General features: G+C 64.5%; 24 protein-coding genes and 1 tRNA gene. 13 read left to right on the top strand and 12 right to left on the bottom strand.

Going from position 1 to position 24,155, the window contains the following annotated elements; translation table 11 throughout:
• Positions 1–13: 13 nt before the first annotated feature.
• The 5 genes from HG718_RS12350 to HG718_RS12330 all read right to left on the bottom strand — a co-directional run bounded on the left by HG718_RS12350 (position 14) and on the right by HG718_RS12330 (position 6,511).
• Positions 14–1,213: a PepSY-associated TM helix domain-containing protein gene (locus HG718_RS12350; protein ID WP_160586969.1), complete on the bottom strand. Its 1,200-nt coding sequence runs from the start codon at positions 1,211–1,213 to the stop codon at positions 14–16.
• Between the two features lie 8 nt (positions 1,214–1,221).
• Positions 1,222–3,441 carry a TonB-dependent siderophore receptor gene (locus HG718_RS12345; RefSeq protein WP_160586968.1) on the bottom strand — a complete coding sequence of 740 codons (2,220 nt, stop codon included), beginning with the start codon at positions 3,439–3,441 and terminating at the stop codon, positions 1,222–1,224.
• A gap of 258 nt (positions 3,442–3,699) precedes the next feature.
• Positions 3,700–4,221: a translation initiation factor IF-3 gene (gene infC, locus HG718_RS12340; RefSeq protein WP_027838421.1), complete on the bottom strand. Its 522-nt coding sequence runs from the start codon at positions 4,219–4,221 to the stop codon at positions 3,700–3,702.
• Positions 4,222–4,358: 137 nt separating this feature from the next.
• Entirely contained in the window at positions 4,359–5,357 is a 999-nt protein-coding gene (locus HG718_RS12335; RefSeq protein WP_160586967.1) for a glycosyltransferase family 9 protein, read from the bottom strand.
• A complete protein-coding gene (locus tag HG718_RS12330) occupies positions 5,354–6,511 on the bottom strand; it encodes a glycosyltransferase family 4 protein (protein ID WP_160586966.1) in 1,158 nt (385 codons plus the stop codon). The genes HG718_RS12335 and HG718_RS12330 overlap by 4 nt, the downstream gene beginning before the upstream one ends.
• Positions 6,512–6,551: 40 nt before the next feature.
• Here HG718_RS12330 and HG718_RS12325 point away from each other — a divergent pair, with 40 nt between their 5' ends.
• Positions 6,552–7,343, top strand: coding sequence for an alpha/beta hydrolase (locus tag HG718_RS12325; protein WP_160586965.1), 792 nt, complete (start codon positions 6,552–6,554; stop codon positions 7,341–7,343).
• A gap of 27 nt (positions 7,344–7,370) precedes the next feature.
• Here the strand turns inward: HG718_RS12325 and HG718_RS12320 are convergent, their stop codons facing one another.
• Positions 7,371–8,246 (bottom strand): SDR family oxidoreductase, encoded by an 876-nt coding sequence (locus tag HG718_RS12320; protein ID WP_244624797.1) that lies wholly within the window; start codon positions 8,244–8,246, stop codon positions 7,371–7,373.
• Positions 8,247–8,363: 117 nt separating this feature from the next.
• Here HG718_RS12320 and HG718_RS12315 point away from each other — a divergent pair, with 117 nt between their 5' ends.
• Entirely contained in the window at positions 8,364–9,239 is an 876-nt protein-coding gene (locus HG718_RS12315) for a tetratricopeptide repeat protein (RefSeq protein ID WP_160586963.1), read from the top strand.
• A gap of 21 nt (positions 9,240–9,260) precedes the next feature.
• Here the strand turns inward: HG718_RS12315 and HG718_RS12310 are convergent, their stop codons facing one another.
• Positions 9,261–9,953, bottom strand: a complete 693-nt coding sequence (locus tag HG718_RS12310) for a glutathione S-transferase family protein (RefSeq protein ID WP_027847060.1) — start codon at positions 9,951–9,953, stop codon at positions 9,261–9,263.
• Between the two features lie 178 nt (positions 9,954–10,131).
• On the opposite strand from HG718_RS12310, the gene HG718_RS12305 reads away from it, so the two are divergent.
• Positions 10,132–10,935 carry an undecaprenyl-diphosphate phosphatase gene (locus tag HG718_RS12305; protein ID WP_160586962.1) on the top strand — a complete coding sequence of 268 codons (804 nt, stop codon included), beginning with the start codon at positions 10,132–10,134 and terminating at the stop codon, positions 10,933–10,935.
• Here the strand turns inward: HG718_RS12305 and HG718_RS12300 are convergent, their stop codons facing one another.
• The 3 genes from HG718_RS12300 to HG718_RS12290 form a co-directional block, all read right to left on the bottom strand.
• The gene (locus tag HG718_RS12300; protein ID WP_160586961.1) at positions 10,936–11,910 is read right to left on the bottom strand and encodes a complex I NDUFA9 subunit family protein; all 975 of its coding nucleotides are present in this window, start codon (positions 11,908–11,910) and stop codon (positions 10,936–10,938) included. It lies immediately after the preceding gene.
• A gap of 182 nt (positions 11,911–12,092) precedes the next feature.
• The gene (locus HG718_RS12295) at positions 12,093–12,509 is read right to left on the bottom strand and encodes a PaaI family thioesterase (RefSeq protein WP_188658424.1); all 417 of its coding nucleotides are present in this window, start codon (positions 12,507–12,509) and stop codon (positions 12,093–12,095) included.
• A 149-nt stretch (positions 12,510–12,658) separates the two neighbouring features.
• Positions 12,659–13,171: a P-loop nucleotide/nucleoside kinase family protein gene (locus HG718_RS12290; protein ID WP_027845122.1), complete on the bottom strand. Its 513-nt coding sequence runs from the start codon at positions 13,169–13,171 to the stop codon at positions 12,659–12,661.
• Between the two features lie 162 nt (positions 13,172–13,333).
• On the opposite strand from HG718_RS12290, the gene HG718_RS12285 reads away from it, so the two are divergent.
• The 10 genes from HG718_RS12285 (at position 13,334) to ptsN (ending at position 23,167) form a co-directional block, all read left to right on the top strand.
• Positions 13,334–13,420 (top strand) — tRNA-Leu (locus HG718_RS12285).
• 233 nt (positions 13,421–13,653) lie between these two features.
• Complete coding sequence (locus HG718_RS12280; protein ID WP_160586960.1) at positions 13,654–15,792, top strand: methyl-accepting chemotaxis protein; 2,139 nt, start codon at positions 13,654–13,656, stop codon at positions 15,790–15,792.
• A 75-nt stretch (positions 15,793–15,867) separates the two neighbouring features.
• Positions 15,868–16,482, top strand: coding sequence for a ribonuclease D (locus HG718_RS12275; protein ID WP_160586959.1), 615 nt, complete (start codon positions 15,868–15,870; stop codon positions 16,480–16,482).
• Positions 16,483–16,729: 247 nt separating this feature from the next.
• Complete coding sequence (locus tag HG718_RS12270) at positions 16,730–17,755, top strand: KpsF/GutQ family sugar-phosphate isomerase (protein WP_160586958.1); 1,026 nt, start codon at positions 16,730–16,732, stop codon at positions 17,753–17,755.
• 28 nt (positions 17,756–17,783) lie between these two features.
• A complete protein-coding gene (lptC, locus tag HG718_RS12265; protein WP_160586957.1) occupies positions 17,784–18,482 on the top strand; it encodes an LPS export ABC transporter periplasmic protein LptC in 699 nt (232 codons plus the stop codon).
• Positions 18,483–18,525: 43 nt separating this feature from the next.
• A complete protein-coding gene (locus HG718_RS12260) occupies positions 18,526–19,164 on the top strand; it encodes an LptA/OstA family protein (RefSeq protein ID WP_160586956.1) in 639 nt (212 codons plus the stop codon).
• A gap of 171 nt (positions 19,165–19,335) precedes the next feature.
• Positions 19,336–20,109 carry an LPS export ABC transporter ATP-binding protein gene (gene lptB / locus HG718_RS12255; RefSeq protein WP_027845116.1) on the top strand — a complete coding sequence of 258 codons (774 nt, stop codon included), beginning with the start codon at positions 19,336–19,338 and terminating at the stop codon, positions 20,107–20,109.
• 24 nt (positions 20,110–20,133) lie between these two features.
• Entirely contained in the window at positions 20,134–21,768 is a 1,635-nt protein-coding gene (gene rpoN, locus HG718_RS12250) for an RNA polymerase factor sigma-54 (RefSeq protein WP_160586954.1), read from the top strand.
• 240 nt (positions 21,769–22,008) lie between these two features.
• Positions 22,009–22,602, top strand: a complete 594-nt coding sequence (hpf, locus tag HG718_RS12245; protein ID WP_027845115.1) for a ribosome hibernation-promoting factor, HPF/YfiA family — start codon at positions 22,009–22,011, stop codon at positions 22,600–22,602.
• A gap of 100 nt (positions 22,603–22,702) precedes the next feature.
• Positions 22,703–23,167 (top strand): PTS IIA-like nitrogen regulatory protein PtsN, encoded by a 465-nt coding sequence (gene ptsN / locus HG718_RS12240; protein WP_160586953.1) that lies wholly within the window; start codon positions 22,703–22,705, stop codon positions 23,165–23,167.
• Between the two features lie 97 nt (positions 23,168–23,264).
• On the opposite strand, the gene HG718_RS12235 is transcribed toward ptsN, so the two are convergent.
• Together HG718_RS12235 and HG718_RS12230 are read right to left on the bottom strand one after the other, a co-directional pair.
• A complete protein-coding gene (locus HG718_RS12235; protein ID WP_160586952.1) occupies positions 23,265–23,537 on the bottom strand; it encodes a DUF1150 family protein in 273 nt (90 codons plus the stop codon).
• A gap of 31 nt (positions 23,538–23,568) precedes the next feature.
• Complete coding sequence (locus HG718_RS12230) at positions 23,569–24,099, bottom strand: Hsp20 family protein (protein ID WP_160586951.1); 531 nt, start codon at positions 24,097–24,099, stop codon at positions 23,569–23,571.
• Positions 24,100–24,155: the final 56 nt, after the last annotated feature.

Genomic DNA, 24,155 nt, shown 5'->3' with positions numbered 1-24,155 from the left:
GGCGCTGGACCTCTCAGGCCGCAGCCGGCCTTGCGGCCCGCGCACGGGCCCGGGCGGGCTTGCGTTTGCGCCACCAGATCAGGATGCCGGTGATCGACAAGGCGGCTGTGATGAGTCCCGTGACGGAGATGATGATCCGGCCCGGCAGGCCGATGATCTGGCCTGAATGCAGCGGGAACTGAAGCTGCACGAATGTATCGCCGCCTGTGCCGGCACCGGGAATCTCCACATGCAGGAGGTCGCCGGTTCGGTCATCGAAGAACATCCATGAATTGCCCAGCCCCGTGCCGTGATGCTCGCCATAGGCAACGCCGATGGCGGCATAAGTGCGCGGATGCCAGACCATGCCCGGCTGCTGGGTGATGCCGTGCTCAGGCGCTTGCTGCTCAGCCAGGGCGAGGGCATCGGAGAAACCGAGCTTTGGCTCACCCTCTGCCCCCATGCCCTGGCGCTCCGCAGCAAGATCGTTGATGGAGGGGGACAGATCCGCCACCAGCGACACGATCGGCCGGAAGACCTGATCCGGCAGATTGAGGGCCACGCCGCTCATCGCCAGCATGAACAGAAGCGGCCACAGCCACAGCCCCGCTGCCCGGTGAAAATCGATGTTGAAGCGGTGGCCCGTCGCGCCCTTCTTGATGCGCCAGGCAGGCCCCCATTTCTTCCAGAACGGCGCCCCGCGCGGCAGGGTGAGGTAGAAGCCCACCATGCAGTCGATGGTCCACAGGATTGCGACGATGCCCATCAGCAGAAGCCCGATCACGCCGGGGAGATGCAGGCTGTAGTGCAGCTTGTAGATGAAGGGGATGAGATGCGGCGCATCGAGCCGGAAGGCGCCCCATTCGCGCGTGCCCAGCACCTCGCCCGTCGCCGGGTCGATGAACACCTGGTTGAAGGGCAGCTCCGCCGGTTCGCCTTCACCGGGAATGCGGCGTTCGGACACGCTGGCCACGAGATTGTGCGCCGGGTCGATTTCGAGGTCGACAAACGACACGTATAGCTCCGGGTACGCTGCCTCTACCCGTTCGACGATATCAAGTGCCGGCAGCACCGGCGCGTCGCCGCGGCGCTCCAGCAGGGAGGGGTTCAGCAGTTCGTCAAGCTCATGATTGAACGCGATAATGGAGCCGGTGAGACCGGCGACGGCGAGAAAGATCGCCGTCGCCAGACCCACATAGCGATGCGCCAGAACGGCGATCATGCGGGGTTTCATGGTGTCACCTACCACTCATGGGCAACAGTCAGCGTCACCGCCCGTTCCTCGCCGAACCAGCACCAGCCGGAGGAGAAACAGCCGGCCACATGCCGCTTGTCTGTGATGTTGCTGCCATTGAGACGCACGGATGTGCCTTCAAGGTCAGCGGTGATCGCGCCCAGGTCGTATTCGATGGAAGCATCGAACAGGGTGAACGGATCAAGCTGCCGCGAATTGGCGGCATCCACCCAGGAACCGTCCGTGTACCGCGCACCAGCACCGACCTTGAGCCCGGGGATCGTGTCCTGGTCGAACGTGTAATCCGCCCAGAGGGACGCGTTATGCTTGGCAACCCAGACGGGCGTCTTGCCGACAAGGCCGGTATTGTCCTTCGTGTATTCCGTATCAAGGAACGTATAGAAGGCGGAAAGGCCAAGCCCGTTCGTGAGATCGAGATGGCCCTCGACTTCGACACCGCGGGAGCGGATTTCACCGGTCTGAATGTTGAAGGCCGGATTGGCCGGGTCGCGGGTGGTGACATTCTGCTTGTAGAGGTCAAACGCTGCGACCGTGACCATGACGCTTTCATCAAGCGACAGATACTTCACGCCCACTTCGGTCTGCTGGCCGGTGGTGGGCTTGAAAGGCGTGCCGGCGAAATCCGTGCCGCTCTGCGGCTCGAAAGATTCCGCGTAGCTGACATAGGGCGCGATGCCGTTTTCAAAGCGGTAGAGAGCCCCCACACGGCCTGAGAAATTGTCCTGCTCAAGGTCCGCAGGCGTGCCTGACAGAAGCTCCGTGTCGTCGCGCTCATACCAGTCCTTCCGGCCGCCGGCGAGGACGGTCAGGCCGCCCCATTTGAGCTGCTCCTGGACATAGATGCCCGTCTGGTGGTGATCGAAATCCCACCGCCGCGACGGCGCGATCGAGGCGATCGGCTGGTTGTTGTTCGGGGCGAAAAGATCAAGCGTGGGCGCGGCCCCATAGCCGATCTCGGCGTCCGAATTGAGCTTCCAGTAGTCCAGGCCCGCAAGCAGCGTGTGCTCAATGGGACCCGTGGTGAACTTCGCCTGGATCTGGTTGTCAACGGCGAAGCTCTTGGTGCGCTCGTCCGAATAGATCGACGCGCGGCCCAGGGTCCGGTTGTCGCCCGCCAGGGCTGTCGGATAGACGCTGCGGTAATCGATATCGGTTTCGAGGTAGCGGAAATTCTGCCGAACGGTCCAGGTGTCGTCGAAGCTGTGCTCGAACTCATAGCCGGCGGCGATCTGCGTCCGGTCGAATTCTTCCCAGTTGACGTCACCGTCATAGAAGTCCGGGTCGAGCTGGCCGAGCGGATTGTCGAAGGCGGACCCGAGGGAGGGAACAGCGCCGTAGGAGCCGGACTTCGGATCGCGCTGATAATGGGTAAGCACTGTCAGCGAGGTCCGGTCGCTGGGCTTCCATGTGAGGGACGGGGCCACCAGCACGCGCTCGGCTTCCGTCGTCTTGGCCTGGCCGTCCTTGCTGTGGGCCTTGGCAATCAGACGGTAGGAGAACTCGCCCTCATCATCCAGCGGACCGGTCGTATCTACAGTTGCCTCGCGCAGTTTGTTGGTGCCGATACCGACCGAAACCTTGCCAGAGGCCGTGTCCTGCGGGCGCTTTGATACGAGGTTGACGAGGCCGCCGGGGGGCGAGTTGCCGAACAGCACCGAGGCCGGGCCCTTGAGCACTTCCACGCGCTCGATCATCGAGGTGTCGATCTGCGGGATCGCGTACCAGCCATTGTACTGGAGCTGCAGGCCGTCGAGATATTCGCGGTTCACCTGGAAGCCGCGCACCGTGAACATGTCGTAGCGGGAGACGGACCCGCCGCGGTTTTCGGTGGTGACGCCGGTGGCATAGCGCAGGGCCTCCGCCACGGAGTTGGCATTGCGCGCCTCGATGGCGGCTGCCGGCACGACGGTGATCGACTGCGGGGTTTCCGCGATCGGGGCGTCAGTCTTGGTGGCCGTGGCGCTGCGGGTTGCGAACACGCCCTCAACGGGGCCGTCGGCGGATTCGCCGGTAGCTTCAACGGTGATTGGCGCAAGTTCGCGGACAGCGTCCGGCGAAGCAGCGGGTGCGGCCTCCTGCGCGGTCTCCGGTGGGTTCTGAGGCGCGGTTTCCTGCGCCAGGGCAGGCATCAGGGCGGCTGGCGCCACGCTGAGAAGGAGCGCGCCGGCCAGGTGCCTTGCGGCCGGACGGCAATGGACGATCGACATCGAGATTGGTCCCCCAAAATGATACTAAGACTCAAAATCAAGTTGAGGGCAGAGTCGCGCTCCCACGTTTGTCTGCGGTTAGCGTCAATTTCCCCCAGCTTCCGGCAGCCAGCCACCGGTGAGGGGTCTATAACTTATAATGCAAATGACTCGCAATAGTGGTAATTGGCTACCTGAAAAGGGGGATGAACGCAAAAAGGCCAGCGCCCCGCCTGTCGGAGCACTGGCCTTTCCAGCTTCCTGATGGTGGGCGCGCCCTTAGCGCGGTGCCAGCACCATGATCATCTGACGGCCTTCAAGCTTGGGGTGCAGTTCCACCTTGGCAATCTCGTCCACCTGGTCGCGCACCCGGTGCATCAGTTTCATCCCGAGATCCTGATGGGCCATTTCGCGGCCGCGGAAGCGCAAGGTGACCTTCACTTTGTCGCCTTCTTCAAAGAAGCGGAGCATGTTGCGCATCTTCACGTCATAGTCATGCGTGTCGATGTTCGGCCGCATCTTCACTTCCTTGACGTCGACCGTCTTCTGCTTCTTGCGGGCCTCAGCGGCTTTCTTCTGCGCCTGATATTTGTACTTGCCGTAATCCATGATCTTGGCAACAGGCGGCTTGGCGGTGGGGGACACCTCAACCAGGTCAAGACCGGCTTCCTGGGCCATTTCCATGGCGCGGTCGGTGGCAACGACACCGACATTCTCACCCTCGGCGTCAATCAGCCGGACATCAGGAACGTTGATCTGGTTATTGGCGCGCGGGCCCTCCTGCTTCGGAGGGGGCGCCATGTTGGGGCGGCGTGCGATCGTGCTATTCTCCCGTAAGGACGGCGCGGGAGAAAACGTCGATCAAAATGGTCCCGCAAGCCCCGTCCAATGAAAACAAAGGTGTTGAACCGCTTATATTTCGCGAATCGCAGCGGTTTTCAAGCCTCAGCCTCCGAGATTCCCACGCAAGCCCCCAATGCCGCGTTAACGGCCTCCGGCGTGATGGCTGAAATCTCAGGCGCTTGCAGTACCGAAACGGATGCACCGCGCGGCGCGCAAAGCGCAGGGTCGCTGTCGCTGCCGAACAACGCAACGCTCGGCGTGCCCGCAAGCGACACCAGATGCATGGGCCCCGTGTCATTCCCCGCAGCAGCACGCGCCCCCAAGGCCAGTGTCACGATGTCGTTGAGGCTGGTCGCCCCGGTCATGTCCAGCGCGGAAGGCGCGATGGCGCGGATTGCGTCCGCCAGGGGCTTCTCGCCCGCGGTACCGACAATGACAGGCAGCAGCCCCCGGTCAGCCCAGGCTCGCGCCACCTCGCCAAAATACTCTGCGGGCCAGCGCTTGGCCGGCCGGTGCGGCGCGGCACCCGGAACCAGCAGACCATAGGGCGCGTCTGTGCCCAGAAGCTCCGCTGCAGGGCGTGTGCCACGCAGGCGCGCTACATCCGGCATCGGTGTGTGGGCAATGCCGGCGTCGCGCAGCTGCTCGGCCTGCCGGTCAATGGTGTGCATAAGGTCACGCTGCGGATTGGCATGGGGGTGCGAGCAGCCCCGTGCGATGCCCGACCATTCCGTGCGCGGCCACAGCAGGTGGAAGTACAGCGATGACCGAGACGAGGTCTGAAGGTCATAGACGCGGGTGAACCGTGCCCAGCTCATGCGGCGGACCAGCGACAGCATGGCACTGAAGCCCTTTGCCCGGCCGTCATCCCAGACCGCGTCGAAGAACCCGGTATCCTCGCCCAGCTTGCGGAAGGGCGGTGTGGTCAGCAGCGTGATATGGGCATGGCCGGAGCCGCCGGTAGCTGCATCCAGCTCATCATGATGAGTACGGATGGCCTCGAAGGGGCCGAGCGCCTGCGCAAAATCACCAAGCGCGCCGAGCTTGATGACCAGAATGCGCTGCCTGGCCCGTGTGACGTCCGCCCGGCTCATGACGCGAGCACGTCCTCATAGACCTTGAGTGTCGCCGCGCACATGGCGTCCGACGTGAAGCTTTCGATGGCGTGCCGCCGGGCCCGGGCGCCCATGCGGGCCTTGTCGTCTGCACCAAGCGCCAGCGCGTCGTCGATGGTGCCTGCCAGCGCGTCGGCGTCTCCCGGCGCGAACAGCCAACCGGTACGGGCATGGGCCGGGTCGGTGACCAGCTGCTCCTGCGCGCCGCCGTGATCCGGCGCGATCACCAGGGCACCCATGGCCTGGGCCTCGACGGCGATGCGGCCGAAGGGTTCAGGATCAAGGGAGGCGGAGACGACGATGTCGGCGGCCTTGTAGGCGGCGGGCATGTCATCTACGTGGCCTGCCAGGGTGACATCGCCCTCAAGGCCATGCTCTGCGATGCGCTTGCGCACCTCTGCCTCGAATTCCGTGCGGCCCTGGGCGTCGCCTGCCAGTACATAGCGCGCGGGCAGCTTGGCACGGGCGGCGGCATCGACCAGCAGCAGCGGGCCCTTCCAGCGGGTGAGGCGGGCGGGCAGCAGCACGATGGGCCGGTTATCACCCTCCACGCCCCACTCCGCCCGCAGCGCTGCCACGCGCGTCTCGTCCACACCATCCGGATCAAATGCTTCAAGGTCGAAGCCGCGCGGAATGGGGTGAACCTGCTCGACCGGTGTGCCATGCGCCATCATGATGCGGTCAGCGGTGTAGCGGGAATTGGCGATCACCGCGTCGCCGCGCGCCATGACCGAATTGTAGAACACCTTCCAGCGCGGCTTGAGATGCACCTTGCTGTGATAGGTGGTGACGAAATGCACCTTCTCGCCGCGGGCGGCGGCAAGCGCGCTCCAGGCCGGTGCGCGGCTGCGTGCATGGACGATGGAGATGTCGCGGGCCCGGATGATGCGGCGGATCTTGCCGATATTCTCAAGCATCACCATTGGGTTCTTGGAGGCCGCATCCATGTGGAAGATCGTCACGCCCGCCCGCAGCAGCTCGCTTTCAAGCCGCCCGCCATTGGTGGCGACGAAGGAGCGCCAGCCGCGCGCGGCGACGGCACTGGCCACCTCGACGCAGGAGCGTTCCGCCCCGCCCGCGTCCAGCTGCGGGATTACCTGAAGCACGCCTGGCGCTGTAAGCTCCTGCGACATGTCTAGTTCTTCCGACCCCAAGTAGCAGCAAGGCAGTGTAATGACCGACGACCAAGACCAGCATACGACCTCCGGCCAGCCCAGCACACTGGCCCGGCCCGGCGGGCAGACGCTTGCATATCATGCAACGCCCGGCAAAGGGCCGACAGTGGTCTGGTTCGGTGGGTTTAAGTCCGACATGACGGGCTCAAAAGCAACCGCCATCGAGGAATGGGCGAGGGCGCGCGGCCAGGCCTATGTGCGCTTCGATTATTTCGGCCATGGCGCCTCGTCGGGTGCTTTCGCAGAGGGCACGATCTCCCGCTGGCTCGATGACGGCATGGCTGTACTGGACGAGCTGGCGCAGGGCGACGTGATTCTCGTCGGCTCCAGCATGGGCGGCTGGCTGTCCCTGCTGGCAGCCCGCACCCTTGCGGCTCGGGAACAGTCGGCCCGGCTCAAGGGGCTGGTGCTGATCGCTCCGGCCCCGGACTTCACTGAGCGGCTGATGTGGGCCGGTTTCTCGGATGACATTCGCACCCAGATCATGGAGACCGGGCGCTATCTACAGCCGTCGGACTATGACGAGCCCTACGAGATCACCCGCGAGCTGATCGAGGACGGGCGCAAGCACCTGATCATGCAGGAGGTGATCCCCGTTACCTGTCCGGTGCGCATCCTGCAGGGCATGCGGGATGACGATGTGCCCTGGCAGCACGCCCTCAACATCGTGGAGGCCCTGGAAGGGAACGATGTGACTTACACGCTGGTGAAGTCCGGCGACCACAGACTGTCGGAACCCGCCGACATTGCCCGCCTTACACGGGCGTTGGATGACATAACCGGCGCCTGATCCGCGCCCGCGACGGGATGGGTCGCTTCAGGCTTTGCCATCGCCTGCATCGGCCAACGCCCTCAGGCCCTCGCGATAGGTGGGATAGCGCAGGGTGATGCCGAGATCGGTTTTCAGGCGGTCGTTTTTCACCCGCTTTGATTCGGCATAGAAGCTGCGGCCCATGGGCGACATCTCTGCTTCCTCGAAGGGGATCAGCGGCGGGGCCTCAATGCCGAGAAGCTCCGCTGCGAAGGCGACCACATCCTGCGGCGGTGCTGCTTCGTCGTCGCAGACATTGAAGGCACCGCCGGGCAGGCCCGACAGGGCAGCCGCTTCGAGGATCTGGGCGATGTCTTCGACATGGATGCGGGAAAAGACCTGGCCGGGTTTGTCCACCCGCCGCGCGGTGCCCTTCCGCAGGGAGACGAGTTGGTTGCGGCCCGGGCCGTAAATGCCCGCCAGCCGGAAGATGTGCAGCGGCACATCCATGCGCGTGGCAAGGTCGCCCCAATTGAGTTCCGCCGTCACCCGCTTCTTGCCGCGGGCGGTGGTGGGCAGCAGCATGCTTGTCTCGTTGACCCAGCCGCCGTCACGGTCGCCATAGACGCCCGTCGTCGAGAGATAGCCGATCCACTCAAGGTCCTTGAGGCCGGCGATGTCTTCGCCATGGGCAGCGAGCACCGGGTCGCCATTGTCGCCCGGCGGTACGGAGGCCAGAAGATGGGTCGTGCCGGTGAGGGCGGACGCAAAATCCTGAAGCGGATCATCCCCGAACACATGCGCGTCGATACCCTCGGCACGTAGGGCCTGCGCCTTGTCCCGGCTGCGGCAGGTCCCGGCCACCTGCCAGCCGCGCGCCTGCACGGCACGGGCGAAAGCGAGGGCGGAAAAGCCGAGGCCGAAGCAGAAAAGACGCGGCACGATGTCTCCTTGAGTGAGCGGCATTGAGTGAGCGGGATCAAGCGGTTGTGAGGGCAGGCAAGAAGTTGCCAAACCGCCGCCATGAAAAGGCCATGGGCGCGGGCGACGCTACCGCCCATGAAAGAGATGTTGCAAGCCGCACGATTGTTTTTTGCCTGGGTCGGCGCCCTGATCGCCGGGCTCGTGTTGCTGCTCGTGGTGTTCCAGCCCGCCCACAGCCATGCCCAGGGATTGGCTCAGGAACCGGCGCAGGCGGAAGCCAGAGGCACGCCACAGCCGGCGGCCTACAACCTAGACAGTGCTGCCCGCTATCGCGACTGCCTGAAGCTTGTCGCCCGCGACCCGGACCAGGCCTTTGACGAAGCCATCGCCTGGCGCGGCAATGGCGGCGGTGCCGCCGCGCGCCATTGCGAGGCACTGGCGCTGGTGGAGCTTGGCCTCTTCGGTGATGCCGCGATCCGCCTTGGTGACCTTGCCGATGCGCCTGATGCGGGCGGGCCGGAAGACCGGGCTGACCTACTGGCGCAGGCGGGCAATGCCTGGCTGCTGGCGGGCAGCGGCGAGAACGCCGTGGTGGCGCTTGATGCGGCCCTGACGCTGACACCGGGAGACCCGGTGCTGCTGGCGGACCGCGCCCGGGCGCACGCCGCAGCAGGGAATTATGGTGCAGCCGATGCCGATCTGAGCCAGGTGCTGGCGCTTGTGCCGGCCTCCGCCGACGTGCTGGTGCTGCGCGCCGCCGCCCGCCGCCATACCGGCGACCATGACGCGGCGGCAGATGACATCAGCCGTGCCCTGTCTCTTGCCCCGGAAGACCCGTTCGCGCTGGTCGAGCGGGGGGCGCTGCGCCTCGCCCGCGGCGATGATGCGGGCGCCCGCGCGGACTGGGTGGCCGTGGCCCGCCTTGTTGGCGATGTGGACCCGGACAATCCCTACGCTGCAGCCCTCAAGGATGCCCGCAAGGGGCTCGAGGCGCTGGACGTGGAGAAATAGGACTCAGCCGCCGACCGGCTATCAGAAATCGAGATTGGCGTAGTGCGAGGCTGCGGGCATACCGGCCACATGGTCTGCCAACAGAGCCCTGAAACTCGGACGCGACTTGATGCGCGCATACCATTCCTTGGCTTCTGGAAAATCCGCCCACGGAACATTTCCCAGATAATCAACCGATGACAGATGGGCCGCGGCGGCAAGGTCCGCCACGGTCAGCATGTCGCCGGCCAGCCAGTTGCGCCGCTCCACCAGGAACGAGATGTAGTCGAGGTGGTAGCCCACATTGTGCATGCCGATGCGCACGGCTTCCGTGTCCGGCGGGCCGCCGCCCAGGTCGCGCGGCAGAAAGCGGCGGGTGATCTTCTCGTCGACAAGGTTGAGTGTCACTTCCTCGGCGAACTTCACATCGAACCACTCGGCGATGCGCCGGGCCTCGGCGCGCTCCACCGGCCCGCCGGGCAGCAGCACGAGGCCGCCATCCGGGTCGCGATAGACCTCGTCGAGATAATCGATAATCACCCGGTGATTGCTGACAATGGTCCCGTCCGGCTCGATCATCACCGGGGCCTCGCTGGCCGGGTTGAGCGCGAGGAATTCCTCCCGCCGTTCCCAGGGGCGCACGGTGTTGGTCTCGAAAGCGAGTTTCTTCTCCGCAAGCGCCAGACGGATCTTGCGGCAGACGGGATCGAGGGGCTGGTGAAGCAGGCGGCGCATAATGTGAGCAAGTCTAGCTTATTCGCGGGGCAAGGGAGATAGCCCAATTGCGGCGTTAAGCCATCCCCCAATCATCCCCTTCCCATCATTGTTTTGTGGCCGTTCTTGGGTATTGATGAAACCGCGCCCGCGCTCTGATGCCTCAAGGCCCTTCCGCCGCTCACACCGGACCATGCCCATGCCCCTCTCCCAGCTCATCGTCCTGGCCATCATCCAGGGGCTGACTGAATTCCTGCCCATTTCATCTTCCGGCCACCTGGCGCTGGTGGATGAACTGACCGGTTGGGCGGATCAGGGGGTGCTGATCGACATGGCGATCCATGTGGGGTCGTTGTTCGCGGTGCTGATCTACTTCCGCAAGGATGTGCTGGAGCTTATCGGCGGCGCATGGATGCTGCTGCGCGGCGAAATGACAGAGGCGGGCCGCCTTGTGCTTTATCTTGTCGGCGCCAGCGTGCCGATCTTCGTGGTCGGCTTTGCGGTGGTGTCGAGCGGGCTGGTAGACGGCCTGCGCGGCGCGGCAACTATTGCCTGGGCCAACATGGTTTTCGCGCTGTTGCTGTATTGGGGCGACCGGGCAGGCGGCACCTCCCGCACCTTGCGTGAGATGAGCTGGGGGCAGGCGCTGATCATTGGCCTGTCGCAGATCGCCGCCATCATGCCGGGGGCGAGCCGCTCCGGCGTCACCATGACGGCGGCGCGCTTTCTGGGCTTCGACCGCAAGGAAGCCGCCCGCTTCTCCATGCTGCTGGCAATTCCTACCATCTTGGGCGCAGGCGCGGCGACGGCCATGGAACTGATCGACAGCGGCAACACCACCCTTCAGACAGACGCTGTGATCGCCGCCTTCCTGTCCTTCCTCGCCGCCTGGCTTTCCATCGCCGTTTTCATGCGGCTTCTGGAAAACATCTCCCTCACCCCCTTCGTCATCTACCGGGTGGTGCTGGGGGCGGCATTGCTGGGCTGGCTGTATCTGGGCTGATCAGGACGCGGTTTCGCGGCGGATATCTTCCGCATACTGGCCCTGGCGGCGGTACATCCACAGATAGCTGGGCACAATGGCCTCGACGCTGGTCGCCTCGATGCCGAGGTCGCCGAGGGTGCGCTTCTCAGCGATGGCTGCCTCGCTCACCACATTGTCGGTTTCCAGCATCTTCACCTGGTCATGGGTGAGCAGCGGATTGGGCAGCAGCCCGAGGATGCGGCCCTGGAGGCGGGCGATGGGCCAGGGCACCGGCGCCAGCAGACGCTTGCGCTGGGTCTCATCAAGGACGATCTGCATCAGCTCCTTGAAGCTGTAGACGCGCGGGCCGCCCAATTCATAGATCTTGCCCGAGGTGCCCGTGTCGTCCAGCGCCGCGCATACCGCATCAGCCACGTCATCCACATAGACCGGCTGCATTTTCGTGTGCCCGCCGCCGAGCAGCGGCAGCGCCGGCAGGAACCGGGCAAGACCTGCAAACCGGTTGAAGAAACCGTCGCCCTTGCCGAACACGATGGAGGGGCGAAGGATCACGGCTTCGGGGAAGGCCTCCAGCACGGCGGCTTCGCCATTGGCCTTGCTGGCCGCGTATTGCGCATCGCTGCCCGTATCCGCACCGATTGCCGACACATGCACGAGCCGCTCAACGCCCTTGGCCTTGGCGGTCCAGGCTATGCGGCCGGCGCCTTCCGCCTGCAGGGCGGAGAAAGTCTGCTTGCCGCTTTCAAACAGGATGCCGACGAGGTTCACCGCCATGGACGCGCCGTTGAGCGCGCGGGCGACTGATTCGTCATCGCGGATGTCTGCGTAAACCGCTTCCACCTGGCCCGGCAGACCCATGGTGCGCAGGAAGCCGGCCCGCGACGGATGCCGCATGGCGGCGCGCACGCGGTAGCCGCGCTTCGCCAGTTCCCGCACCACGTGGCGGCCCAGAAAGCCCGATCCGCCAAATACCGTAACGATCTTGTCGCTCACGATGGAATGTCCCTCTTCTCGCCGGGCACCTGCGCGCCCCGGGGGGCGGCAGGCAGCCTCTCAGGCCGCGCGTCGCATAGTCATTTAGAGCAGTAAATAGCGCAGCCGCACCCACCCGCCTAGGGGGCAGGGCAGTTTGTCCCAAGAGAAGGGTCCGGCAATGGGGACGATACGGGAAAAGCCTACGCGGCGGAGAAGGTGGCGCTGCAATAGGCGCTGTCCCGCCCGTCTGCCGTCACCACGCCCTGGGCGGCGGCGATCTTGGCACCGGTCTTGATGGCGGTGGTGGAGAACTCGATCCACTGCCCGGCACTGCCGGCGCGCAGGAAATCCACATGCAGGGTGATGGTCACAAGCGGTGGGGTGTCGAAACCCTTGGCCTTGTAGGCAGCGACGCAGGACAGGCCCATGGCATTGTCGGCCAGCGCCGTGATCAGCCCGCCGTGCACGATGCCGCGCGAATTGCAGTGCCGCTCATCAGCCCGCAGACCGAGGACGATGCGGTCTTCAAGAAGGCGGGAATAAAGCGGCTCCCATGGGTCGGTGAGCGGGCTTTTGCGGAAGTGAGGGCTGAAGCCTTCGGGAATGGTCTGAGACATGATGCGGCCTTTGGTGATGATTGATTTCCCCACCAATGTGCGCGCCCTGGCGAGGATCACAATTTGCGTTTCGCCCTACCGGCATTGCGGTGATGGGCCAAATGCAGATCGTCCCGTTTCGGCTCCGCGCGCCTCTCTAGTCGGCGGTTTCAGGAGTGCAGGCCGATGCGGTGCAGGATGTGGCGCACGGCCTCGTCCGGTGTCATGGCGGCGGTATCGATCATCAGATGCGGGCCGTGCCAGGGCTCATAATCCCGCGCCAGCACGTCATCCCAGCGCGGCAGGATGAGGCCGGGAATGTCGGTAACGCGGCCTTCCACCCGGGCGCGGTGCTTGTGCAGGTCTGAGCACACAAGCTCGATCTCGTGGCAGTCGGCCCCCGCCTTGCGGGCAACCTCGCGCCACGCAGCGCGGGTGATCGCCAGCGGGTTCACGCATTCCGCCACAACGTCACGGCCAAGGGCCAGATTGTCGGCGGTCACGCCGTAGCCTGCGCGATAGCCGTGATCTTCGACCTCAACCGGAGCAACCTCGGAGGAGCGCATGGCCTGCTCGATCGTGTCGATGCGCACATAGACGGCACCAAGCCGCCGGGCCAGCGGGCGGGCGAGGGTGGTCTTGCCGGTGCCCGGCAGGCCGGAGAGAACGAGAAGGCGCGGCATCGCGCGAAATCCTGTGACTGCCGGCCCCAAGGCAGGCCGCAATGCATTCTATGCGGATTATCGGGCTTTGCATGCATTCTGGGCTTGATCCGCACGCAGCGCGGCGCTATCACTCGCCCCCTTCGCAGCCGCCCCGCCTCTGGGCAGGGGCCCGGCAGCGATGCCCAGGTGGCGGAATTGGTAGACGCGCTAGCTTCAGGTGCTAGTGCCCGAAAGGGCGTGGAAGTTCGAGTCTTCTCCTGGGCACCATCTCATCCCCGATACTCCATCTCCATCACGCCGCAAGGCCGCACGCACTGCGCAACCCATGCGAGCAAAGCATACTTTGTTCAACTGAAAGTATAGTTGGGCGACCGGTTAGGCCTTGATTTCTGCAGGCGGAATGAATTCCCGCAGAAAGTGTGCTGGGTAGCTGAAATATTTAACTAAATTGGTTTGAGGTGGTCTCATCAAAAGTGCAGCCGGGGGATTGTGCTATGCAGATGAGCCTCAAGACCAAACTGATCGTGCTGGTTCTTTTTCCTCACCTGGCCATTATTGGCCTTGCCGGTGAGGCGATTTATCAGCAGCTGGATTCCAAGGAAAAACTGCGCGCCCTGGTGCCGCTGCAGGATATCGCGACGACGGCGAGCGGGATTATCCACGAACTCCAGTCCGAGCGCGGCCGCACCGTCGGTGTGATTTCAAGCGGCTTTGCCGCCGATCGCCGCGGCGAACTCACGACCCAGCGCGAAAAGACCAATGCCGAGATGCGGAACTTCCGCGCCCATGTGGCAAAGGCCGACATGGCGGCCCTGCCCAAGCGCGTGGTCGAAAAACTGGCCTATGTGGAACAGGACCTGAAGCAGCTTGATGCCCATCGCGCCCTGGTTGACGGGCGCAAGGTGTCCGTTGAGGAAAGCCTTGAATACTACTCCACGATCAACAGCCATCTGATCGACGTGATTGCAGTGGCGTCCGAGTACAGCCCGGCCCAGGAAGTAACGGTGCTGCTGCTGCCTTATCTCTATCTGGTGCAGACCATGGAGAGCGCGAGCCTGGAACGCGCTCACGGTGCGTCCCTGCTGAATGATGCCGAGGCTGGCGTGTACGATGCCGCCCGCTACCGCGCCTATCGCGATCAGCTGCGCGGCGAGGAAGTGTTCCTGGAGGAATATCACCGCTTTGCCTCCAAGCAGGAGCAGAAGATCCTCGTTGACGCGCTTGCCCAGCCGGAAGTGGCCCGCGTTGAGGAACTGCGCGAAATCCTCGCCTCCCTGGAGGACACCCGCGACACGCACGGCCTGACGGCGGCCAACTGGTATGAGGCAGCCACCCAGTGGCTCGCCACCATGCGCAGTATCGAGGACCGGACGGCGGAGGCTATCCATACCCGCACCGAGGAATTGATGGGTGCGGCTGATGCCGCCATCTTCTGGCTGGTGGCCACCAATGTGATGGTGATCATCGTCTTCGCCTCCATCGGCCTTGCGGGTGCCTTGCCCCTGTCACGCCGTGTGGGTGTCTTCGTGGACAATCTGCGCGCCATCGCCGGCGGCAACCGGGACATCGACCTCGTGGATGATCAGAGCCAGGACGATATCGGCGCCATGAACCGCGCGCTGGTGCAGTTCCGCGACAGCATCATCGCCGGGGAAAAGGAACAGGAAGAACGCACGCGCCAGGAGGCCATCGCCGCCGAAGAAAAGGTGAAGGCCCTGAAGGCGCTTGCCGACGCTGTGGAAGGCGAGTTGCAGACCACCGTCGTCACCATCTCTGAAAACGGCGAGTCGCTCGCCGCCCGCGCCCAGGATCTGAAGCGCATCGGTGAGGAGGTGAGTGAGAACCAGAAGGAAGCGGTGGACGCCGCCGAGCAGGCCTCCGCCAATGCGGAAGCCGTGTCGCGCCTGCTGGAAGAGGTCAACAGCTCCCTTGAATCGGTCGTCGCCCAGGTATCTGAAACCCGCAGTGCCGCAGACCGCGCGGCCACAACGGCCACCGGCACCGGCCAGGTGGTGGGCAAGCTGCAGGAAGCAGCCACCGAGGTGGGAGCCGTCGTCAATCTCATCAGCGAGATTGCCGAGCAGACCAATTTGCTGGCCCTCAACGCCACCATTGAGGCGGCGCGCGCGGGCGACGCTGGCAAGGGGTTTGCCGTCGTGGCCAATGAGGTGAAGTCGCTGGCCACCCAGACCCAGCGGTCGGTATCCGAGATCACGTCCCAGGTGGCGCTGATGCAGGGCACCACCGAGGAAGCCGTGGGCGCGATGAGCCAGATCCATGAAGTGATCGAGCAGATCAATGCCGCCGCAGCACAGATCGACGAAGCCGTGCAGACGCAGCGCGCGTCCGCGGCCGAGATCGCCAGCAACGCCGAACAGTCCACCGATGGTGCCCGCCGGGTGACAGACCGCGTGGGCGGCATCTCGGAAAGCCTGTCGCGGGTGGATGAGGTGGCGGTCAATGTCGCCGAGGCATCTTCCGTGCTCAAGAACGACATTGACGGGCTGGAAAGCACCATCCGCCGCATCGTCCGCACGTCGACGCCTGAGGTAGACAACCGCAAGGACCAGCGACGCAAGGAGAGCAAGCCCGTGGCAGAGGACCGGCGGTCCGGGGGCGAGCGCCGGCAGGTGGGCTGAATGATGCTGCCCTCGACGGCTGGGGGGCGCCGCGATATGTAACGGGGCAAATGCATCCAAGCCGGAGCTTCATCGATGACCATCACCCTGCACAAAGGCGATCTCCCCGACGGGCTTGATCTCGGCCCCGTCGTGGCCGTGGATACCGAGGCCATGGGCCTTGATCCGAACCGGGATGATCTGTGCGTGGTGCAGCTATCGGCCGGCGACGGAGACGCCCATGTGGTGCAGCTCAACCGCACCACTTTCGACTGCCCCAATCTCAAGGCCCTGCTGGCCGATGCAGGCACGGTGAAGCTGTTTCACTTTGCCCGCTTCGACGTGGGCATGATCTCGAAATATCTTGGTGTCACCTGCGCACCGGTCTATTGCACCAAGATCGCCTCCCGCCTGGTGCGGACCTATACGGACCGGCACGGCCTCAAGGATCTGGCGCGGGAACTGCTGGGCGTTGATATGTCCAAGCAGCAGCAGAGCTCCGACTGGGGGGCGGACGATTTGAGCCCGGCCCAGCTCGAATACGCGGCGTCGGACGTTCTCTACCTGCACCAGATGAAGGACAAGCTGGACATAATGCTGGCGCGGGAAGGCCGTGCCGACCTGGCCCAGGCCTGTTTCGATTTCCTGCCGACCCGGGCCGCCCTCGACCTGGCAGGCTGGCCGGACGAGGACATCTTTGCTCACAGTTGAGCCGCCTCTCTCTCCCAGCTTTCCAGAGCCAAACCGAGCCGCTCCGGAGCGGCTCCGGAGCGGTGTCGGGTGATGACAGGCAATGCCGCGAATCCGCCCGATTTTTGGGCAATCTGGTTGACGCCGGACGGGTCGCACACCCATACTCCGGCGCAATTGATGATTTCTGGCAAGTTTCTTGCTTGCCCGCGCGTCCGGCTTGGGCGGGGCGGGTCAGGTTGCCTGCCACAGCCCGCGGCCTGCTTACATGGTTCACACAGCTTCTCCGGCGCCCGACGCATCGCCTGAAACCGCCCCCGCCGAGGGGGACGCATCGGCTGCCGCACGCGTGCTGACCCTGGCGTCTGACGCCCTAGCGCGGCTGCGCGACGGGCTGGACGGACGGTTCAGCGAAGCGGTGGATGCCATGCTGGCCACCAAGGGCCGCGTCATTGTCAGCGGCATGGGCAAGAGCGGGCATGTGGCCCGCAAGATCGCGGCGACCCTCGCCTCCACCGGCACGCCGGCGCACTATGTCCATCCGGGCGAAGCCAGCCACGGCGACCTCGGCATGGTGACGCGAGGCGACTGCCTGCTTGTGCTGTCCAATTCCGGCGAAAACCAGGAACTCGGCGACATCATCGCCCATGGCCGCCGCATCAACACGCCGCTGATCGCCATCACCTCCCGCGCCGAGTCGACACTGGCCAAGGCGGCCACCATTCTGCTGACCCTGGCCCCGGCGGAGGAAGCCTGCCCCATGGGCATGGCGCCCACCACATCCTCCACCATGATGATCGCCCTGGGCGACGCACTAGCGGTGGCGCTGATGGAGCGGCGCGGCTTCACCAAGGACAAGTATCGCGAGCTGCACCCCGGTGGCCGCCTCGGCCAGGCGCTGGTGCGGGTGAGCGACGTGATGCGCGGGCCTGACCTGGTGCCCATGGTAACCCCGGACACCCCCCTGCCGGATGCCGTCTCCAAGATGACCGAAGGCGGTCTCGGCTGCACCGGCGTGGCGGATGCGGACGGACGGCTCGTCGGCATCATCACCGATGGGGATCTGCGCCGTCATCTGGGCCCCGACCTTGTGTCCAAGGCCGCGCGCGATGTCATGACCACCACGCCGCGCACCATTGCGGTGGATGCGCTGGCAGCCGAAGCCATGGCGCAGATGAACGAGGTAAGCCCGCCTGTGACCGTGCTTTTCGTGATGCCCGCAGGCGGCGCCGGCCCGCAGGCCCCGCTGGGCGTGCTGCACATGCATGACCTGCTGCGCGCGGGCTTTGCCTGAGGACCGACCCGGTGAGCACGACGCATCCATGAGCATGAGCCGAACAGACGCTGCCCGCCGCCGGGCCCAGCCGCGCAACCTGCGCCAGGCCAATGCGGCGCGCGCCCAGGCCTATAGCCGCTTCGTCTCCGCCATGAAGGTGGGCCTCGCGGTGACGGCGCTCGGCTTGATCGGCGCGCTGCTGTTCATGTCCGGCACCTTCGACGGGCCGGATGAGCTCGACATCACCTTCTCCGAGGTGTCGTCGCGTACGGACGATCTGCGCATGGTGTCGCCGCGCATCTCCGACGTCGACGAGAAGGGCCAGCCCTACACGATGAATGCCACAAGCGCTGTTCAGGATGCGGACAATCCGGCGCTCATCCACCTGGAGAATGTGGAAGGGGATCTGGTCAGCGAAAGCCAGACCTCCTGGACGGCTGTGACCTCCAACAAGGGCCTGCTCAATACCGACGAGGAATGGATCGACCTCGAGGACAATGTGCAGCTGTTCACAGATGACGGCTTCCGCTTCCAGGGCAAGCTGGTCCGGGTGAACCTCGATACAGGCGATATTTCAAGCGATCAGCAGGTCTATGCGCAGGGTCCGGAAGGCACCGCCGAGGGCGGCGGGCTGCGGGTAACCGAATCCGGCGACCGGGTGACCCTCATCAACGGCGCCAAGATCGTGATCTTTAATGCTGGCGGGTCCAGCGGTGAGGGGCTGTTCGGCCCCACCGGCAAGTGAGGCGTGGGTGCGCTTCCCTCCCGACGAAAAGGCACAGGACAAGATGACCCTTCTGACCACCACGACCGGCCGCACCCTTGGCGCAGCCCTTCTGATGCTCGGCCTTGCGGGACCGGCAGCGCTGGCCCAGGACGGCTCCGGCGACGGGTTCACCAACGATCCCGGTGAGCCCATCGAGGTGATTTCCGATAAGGCCGAATGGGTGCGCTCTGAAAATGTGGCGATCTTCACCGGCAAGGTGGACGCGATCCAGGGCACCATGCGCCTGCGCGCCGACAAGGTGTGGGTCTACTATGTGGAACGCACCAAGGACGAGACCAAGAAGGCCGAGGACGTGCCGGAGGGCTTCGAAGGCGAAGAGGAGCCCGGCCCCGGTCCCGGCCAGAGCATCACCAAGATCGATGCCAAGGGGAATGTCATCATCACCGACGATGAAGACCAGACCGCCAATGGAGACTGGGCGCTGTACGACGTGAAGGTGCGCAAGATCTACATGGGCGACACGGTGGTGCTGACCCAGGGTGAGAACGTGATCCGCGGCCAGAAGCTGGAGATGAATCTCGACACCGGCCAGACGGTGGTGGATGCGGGCGCCAGCGGGGCGTCAGGCACCCAGGGCGGCCGTGTGCGGTCGCTCTTCGTGCCGGCCGACAACAACGGATCGGAAGGCGGCGCCCAATAGGAGCGGGGCGCCCTTTCCAGGGGATTTAGCAGGCGGCATGGGGGCCGCCATGTGGCGGAAAAGCCGCTTAGGCAAGTTTCATGCCTTTTGGTAGCGGCAACCCGTCATGGTTCACAAATTTTTAAGCGCGCAGGGCGACTAATGACACGCATGGATGGGGATACCACGAGCATGACGCAGGAAAACCGGGCGGCCACAGGCGGCCCGCGCCTTGTTGCGGCGTCCTCCGGTCTCGTGGTGGAAGGCATCGGCAAGACCTACAATAAGCGCCCTGTGGTGCGCGGCGTTTCCATGAACGTGGCACGCGGCGAAGCGGTGGGGCTGCTGGGTCCCAACGGGGCAGGCAAGACCACCTGCTTCTACATGATCGCGGGCCTGGTTGAGGCGGATTACGGCTCCGTCGAGCTCGACGGCGTTGATATTTCGCGCCTGCCCATGTATCGCCGCGCCCGCATGGGTATCGGCTATCTGCCGCAGGAAGCATCGATCTTCCGTGGGCTGACGGTTGAGGAAAACATCCGCGCCGTCATCGAACTGGTCGAGAAGGACCATTCCCGCCGCGAAGCCATGCTGGACGAGTTGCTGGCCGAGTTCTCGATCACCCATCTGCGGCGCACGCCGTCAGTGGCATTGTCGGGCGGTGAGCGCCGGCGCGTGGAGATTGCCCGCGCCATGGCGGCCCAGCCCAACTACATGCTGCTCGACGAACCCTTCGCGGGCATCGACCCCATCGCCACCGGCGACATTCATGAGCTTGTGAGCCATCTGACGGATCGCGGCATCGGTGTGCTGATCACCGACCACAATGTGCGCGAGACCCTCGAGCTCATCGACCGCGCCTATATCATTCACGACGGGCGGCTTTTGCTGGAAGGCCTGCCCTCCGAGATTGTCGGCAACGAGGATGTGCGCCGGCTCTATCTCGGCGAACGCTTTTCGCTCTAGGGCGAGGCGGGAACGGGGCGCGCGATGGCACTGGCACCACGGCTGGAGATACGCCAGGGACAATCCCTGGTCATGACGCCCCAGCTGCAGCAGGCGATCAAACTTCTGCAGCTCTCCAATATCGAACTTTCCAATTTCGTCGAGCAGGAGCTGGAGAAAAACCCGCTGCTTGACCGCGATGAACGCGCTGACATTCCCGACATGGCCGCAGAGAGCGCCGATCGCGAACGGGCGGACGCTTCCGGTGATACGGGCGCTGATAGCGGCGGTGATCCTAGCGGAGACGCTGGTGGCGACGCGGGCGGCGATGATGGTTTCAGCGACGCGGATGCGGGCCAGCTTTCCCTCAATGATGCCTCGCCGGCATCCGAGATGGATTCTGGCTTTGAAGATATGTACCCGGACGATACCGGGTCTGACCGCACAGGCGCAGCAGGGGCAGAAGGCGACGCCACACCGGCAGCGCTGGGCGGATCGGACTGGTCGGCTTCCGGCGGCAGCGGTGCGGGCGGCGCGGCACCCGATGGCGACCTTGATCTTGAAAGCCGCCTGACCCGCGACCAGACCCTGCACGAATTCCTCACCGAGCAGCTTGATGTGTCGGTGTTCGACCCGGCCAAGCGGCTGATCGGCCGCTTCCTCATCGACTGCGTGGATGACGCGGGCTATCTGCGCTTCGAGGACGGGATTGATGGCCTTGCCGACATCGCCGACCGCCTCGGCGTGGCGCTGGAGGATGTGGAAGGCATGCTGACCGTGATGCAGGGCTTCGAGCCCACCGGCGTCATGGCCCGCTCGCTGAAGGAATGCATGGCGCTGCAACTTGCCGAGCAGGACCGGCTCGACCCGGCGATGCAATGTTTCCTCGACAATCTCGAACTGGTGGCGCGGCGCGACCTTGCCCAGCTCTGCAAACTGTGCGGCGTGGACGAGGAAGATATCCGCGACATGATCGCCGAGATCCGTGCTCTGGATCCGCGCCCGGGCCTGACCTTCGGCGGCGAGACAGCGGCCCCCGTGGTGCCGGATGTATTCGTGCGCGCGGCTCAGGGCGGCGGCTGGACGGTGGAACTCAACACCGAGACCCTGCCGCGTGTGCTGGTGAACCAGCAATATTATGCAACCGTTTCCGGGGCGACCCAGAACAAGGACGACAAGCTCTACCTGTCGGATTGCCTGCAGAGCGCCAACTGGCTGGTGAAGAGCCTCGACCAGCGCGCCCGGACGATCCTGAAGGTGAGCCGTGAGATCGTGCGCCAGCAGGACGGCTTCTTCGCCCATGGCGTCTCGCATCTGCGGCCCCTGAACCTCAAGACCATCGCGGACGCCATCGACATGCATGAATCGACGGTGAGCCGCGTGACGTCCAACAAGTTCATGGCGACCTCGCGCGGTGTCTTCGAGCTCAAATATTTCTTCACCTCAGCGATATCCTCCACCGATGGGGGCGATGCCCATTCCGCCGAGGCCGTGCGGCACCGCATCCGCGAGCTGATTGATTCGGAAAGCCCGAAGAAGATCCTGTCGGACGACAAGATCGTGGAAATGCTCAAGCTGTCGGGCATTGATATCGCCCGGCGCACGGTGGCCAAATACCGGGAGGCGATGAACATCCCCTCGTCGGTCGAGCGTCGCCGACAGAAGAAGCTAAGCGCCTGAAATTAAAGGGTTAATGGGGTGGCGTCATGCCTGCCTTGCAGCAGCCCCGGCCGTGTTGACACCCCCGCCGGACCTCACTAGGGTCCGGCGCTTGTGATTGGCAGGCAGCTCGGAAAGCGCCACAATCAGACAGGCGGCGGACCGGGGTCCGCACAGGGCCACATCGGCCCCGCCCGAGCTGCAACAACTGCGATTGATCCATTTGCGATACATCGCCTAAACACGAAAATCAGAGGCCCCATGCAGGTTCAGGTCACCGGCAAGCATATTGATGTGGGGGATGCCCTGCGCGTCCATGTCACCGACCGTCTGGAAGCCGCCGCCGAGAAATATCTCGGCCGTGCCATCGACGCCCATGTGGTGTTCTCGAAGGAAGGCCATGAGTTCCAGGCCGATTGCACGCTGCGCCTGGGCCATGGTGTCGTCATGCAGAGCCAGGCGCGCGCGGGCGAGATCTATTCCGCCTTTGACGGTGCCGCCGACCGCATGGAAAAGCGCCTGCGCCGCCACAAGCGCCGGCTGAAGGATCATCACGCCGAAGGGCGCCCGGCGCCGGAGGAAATCGAGCTGCCGGCGCGCGTGCTGTCCGGCGGTGAGGACGAGGCGGAGACGGATACCGCCAGCGACAATACGGGCAATGACGACCAGCCGGTCATCATCGCCGAGACGACGAAGACCCTGCACCGCCTCTCCGTAGGCGAGGCCGTGATGCGCATGGATCTGGCGGATGCGCCGTTCCTGCTCTTCAAGTCCGGGTCCAATGACGCGGTGAGCATGGTGTATCGCCGCGAGGATGGAAACATCGGTTGGGTGGAACTTGGCGGCCAGGGCTGACAAAGCCTGCGCGCGCGCCACATAGACACGTAGCAACAGTTTTGTAGAAGGGGCGTCACCGCGAGGCTTGAAGGGCCGCGCGGGCCGCCACATTGCAGATATGGATCTCTCGGATCTGGTTACGGCCGAACGCGTTTTCGCGAGCTTTCATGCGGGCAGCAAGAAGCAGGTGCTTCAGGATCTCGCCACCCGCGCCGCGGAAGCCTCCGGCATTGACGCCCGCATCATCTTCGATGCGCTGATTGAGCGTGAGCGGCTGGGCTCCACCGGCGTCGGCCATGGCATCGCCATCCCGCATGCGCGCCTGGAAGACATGGAGCATCTCGAGGGCTTCTTCGCCCGGCTGGATGCGCCCATCGAGTTCGACGCGGTGGATGACGAGCCGGTGGACCTCGTCTTCCTGCTGCTGGTGCCGGAGGAATCCGGCGCTGACCATCTGAAAGCGCTGGCCCGTATCTCGCGCCTGCTGCGTAATGAGGGCGTCACCAATGCCCTGCGCGCGGCGGCGACCGCCCAGGAAATCCACGAAGTGCTGACCCAGCCCGCGGCAAGCCACGCAGCCTGAGTGTCCGGCAAGGCATTAAGGTCACTGCCCATGAAAAAGGCCGCGCCCCCTAAAGGGGCAGCGGCCTTTTGCCGTGTTGGGTGACCCCGGTCTTTCGTCAGTGAACGCTCACGGGGTCGAGGTCATACTGGCGCGCGCCGGCAAAGGCTGCGTCGCGGTCATCGACGATGGCCATGCGCGTGCCATTGGCCGAGTGCACCGCGAAGAAGCGGGCATCGTGCGGGATCTTAGTATCCTCGCCGACCACTTCGCGGACATCATCCTGGCCGATCTCGCGCACATAGACGGTTTTCGGTGCGCCGAACTCGGCGAAGTCCTTGCTGCTCATCATGGGAGCAGGGGCGCGGGTGTCAAACGTGCTGTCATTCATGGGTCGCGTACTCCTTACCTGTGCCTCTGAATCAGACGGCGGTGTCTTCGGGTTCGGCGGATGCTCCGTCGGAGCCGTTGATGCGGCGGCTTTCGATGCGCTGGCGCGGCTGCGCCTGCGAGCCTATCTCGATCCGGCGGACATGATGGGCGGGTTCAGGCTTCACGAGGTCGATACTCAGAAGACCGTTTTCGAGGTCGGCCCCTTCCACTTCCAGCCCGTCGGCGAGAACGAACACCCGCACGAACTGCCGGGCCGCAATGCCGCGATGCAGGAAGGCGCGGTCGCCGTCATCCTGCTGCTTGCCGCGGATCACCAGCTCATTGCCTTCCACGGTGACCGAGAGGGCATTCTCCGTGAAGCCGGCAACCGCCAGCGTGATGCGGAAGCGCTGGGCGCCGCCCGCATGGGCATCTGGACCCGCGTCGGTGCCGAGGGACGTCTGTTCGATATTGAAGGGCGGATAGCCGTCATTGGACAGCCTGCCGACCCTGTCCAGAAGCTGCTCAAGGCCATCGAAGCCAAGCAGCAACGGGTGGGTAAAGGGGGTAACCCGTGCCATTCAAAAGCCCTCATCAGTGAAGCGGCTTTGTCACCAGACCGGCCAAAAACGGCAGA

This window comes from Pyruvatibacter mobilis (assembly GCF_012848855.1).
GTDB lineage: Bacteria > Pseudomonadota > Alphaproteobacteria > CGMCC-115125 > CGMCC-115125 > Pyruvatibacter > Pyruvatibacter mobilis.
This window is presented reverse-complemented; position numbering and strand designations above follow the sequence as displayed.

What these genes read in the sequence shown, in the direction of transcription:
- HG718_RS12350 (WP_160586969.1), bottom strand. Translation starts at nt 1,213, where the DNA reads ATGAAACCCCGCATGATCGCCGTTCTGGCGCATCGCTATGTGGGTCTG.
- HG718_RS12345 (WP_160586968.1), bottom strand. Translation starts at nt 3,441, where the DNA reads ATGTCGATCGTCCATTGCCGTCCGGCCGCAAGGCACCTGGCCGGCGCG.
- infC (WP_027838421.1), bottom strand. Translation starts at nt 4,221, where the DNA reads ATGGCGCCCCCTCCGAAGCAGGAGGGCCCGCGCGCCAATAACCAGATC.
- HG718_RS12335 (WP_160586967.1), bottom strand. Translation starts at nt 5,357, where the DNA reads ATGAGCCGGGCGGACGTCACACGGGCCAGGCAGCGCATTCTGGTCATC.
- HG718_RS12330 (WP_160586966.1), bottom strand. Translation starts at nt 6,511, where the DNA reads ATGTCGCAGGAGCTTACAGCGCCAGGCGTGCTTCAGGTAATCCCGCAG.
- HG718_RS12325 (WP_160586965.1), top strand. Translation starts at nt 6,552, where the DNA reads ATGACCGACGACCAAGACCAGCATACGACCTCCGGCCAGCCCAGCACA.
- HG718_RS12315 (WP_160586963.1), top strand. Translation starts at nt 8,364, where the DNA reads ATGAAAGAGATGTTGCAAGCCGCACGATTGTTTTTTGCCTGGGTCGGC.
- HG718_RS12310 (WP_027847060.1), bottom strand. Translation starts at nt 9,953, where the DNA reads ATGCGCCGCCTGCTTCACCAGCCCCTCGATCCCGTCTGCCGCAAGATC.
- HG718_RS12305 (WP_160586962.1), top strand. Translation starts at nt 10,132, where the DNA reads ATGCCCCTCTCCCAGCTCATCGTCCTGGCCATCATCCAGGGGCTGACT.
- HG718_RS12295 (WP_188658424.1), bottom strand. Translation starts at nt 12,509, where the DNA reads ATGTCTCAGACCATTCCCGAAGGCTTCAGCCCTCACTTCCGCAAAAGC.
- HG718_RS12290 (WP_027845122.1), bottom strand. Translation starts at nt 13,171, where the DNA reads ATGCCGCGCCTTCTCGTTCTCTCCGGCCTGCCGGGCACCGGCAAGACC.
- HG718_RS12280 (WP_160586960.1), top strand. Translation starts at nt 13,654, where the DNA reads ATGAGCCTCAAGACCAAACTGATCGTGCTGGTTCTTTTTCCTCACCTG.
- HG718_RS12275 (WP_160586959.1), top strand. Translation starts at nt 15,868, where the DNA reads ATGACCATCACCCTGCACAAAGGCGATCTCCCCGACGGGCTTGATCTC.
- HG718_RS12270 (WP_160586958.1), top strand. Translation starts at nt 16,730, where the DNA reads ATGGTTCACACAGCTTCTCCGGCGCCCGACGCATCGCCTGAAACCGCC.
- lptC (WP_160586957.1), top strand. Translation starts at nt 17,784, where the DNA reads ATGAGCATGAGCCGAACAGACGCTGCCCGCCGCCGGGCCCAGCCGCGC.
- HG718_RS12260 (WP_160586956.1), top strand. Translation starts at nt 18,526, where the DNA reads ATGACCCTTCTGACCACCACGACCGGCCGCACCCTTGGCGCAGCCCTT.
- lptB (WP_027845116.1), top strand. Translation starts at nt 19,336, where the DNA reads ATGACGCAGGAAAACCGGGCGGCCACAGGCGGCCCGCGCCTTGTTGCG.
- rpoN (WP_160586954.1), top strand. Translation starts at nt 20,134, where the DNA reads ATGGCACTGGCACCACGGCTGGAGATACGCCAGGGACAATCCCTGGTC.
- hpf (WP_027845115.1), top strand. Translation starts at nt 22,009, where the DNA reads ATGCAGGTTCAGGTCACCGGCAAGCATATTGATGTGGGGGATGCCCTG.
- ptsN (WP_160586953.1), top strand. Translation starts at nt 22,703, where the DNA reads ATGGATCTCTCGGATCTGGTTACGGCCGAACGCGTTTTCGCGAGCTTT.
- HG718_RS12235 (WP_160586952.1), bottom strand. Translation starts at nt 23,537, where the DNA reads ATGAATGACAGCACGTTTGACACCCGCGCCCCTGCTCCCATGATGAGC.
- HG718_RS12230 (WP_160586951.1), bottom strand. Translation starts at nt 24,099, where the DNA reads ATGGCACGGGTTACCCCCTTTACCCACCCGTTGCTGCTTGGCTTCGAT.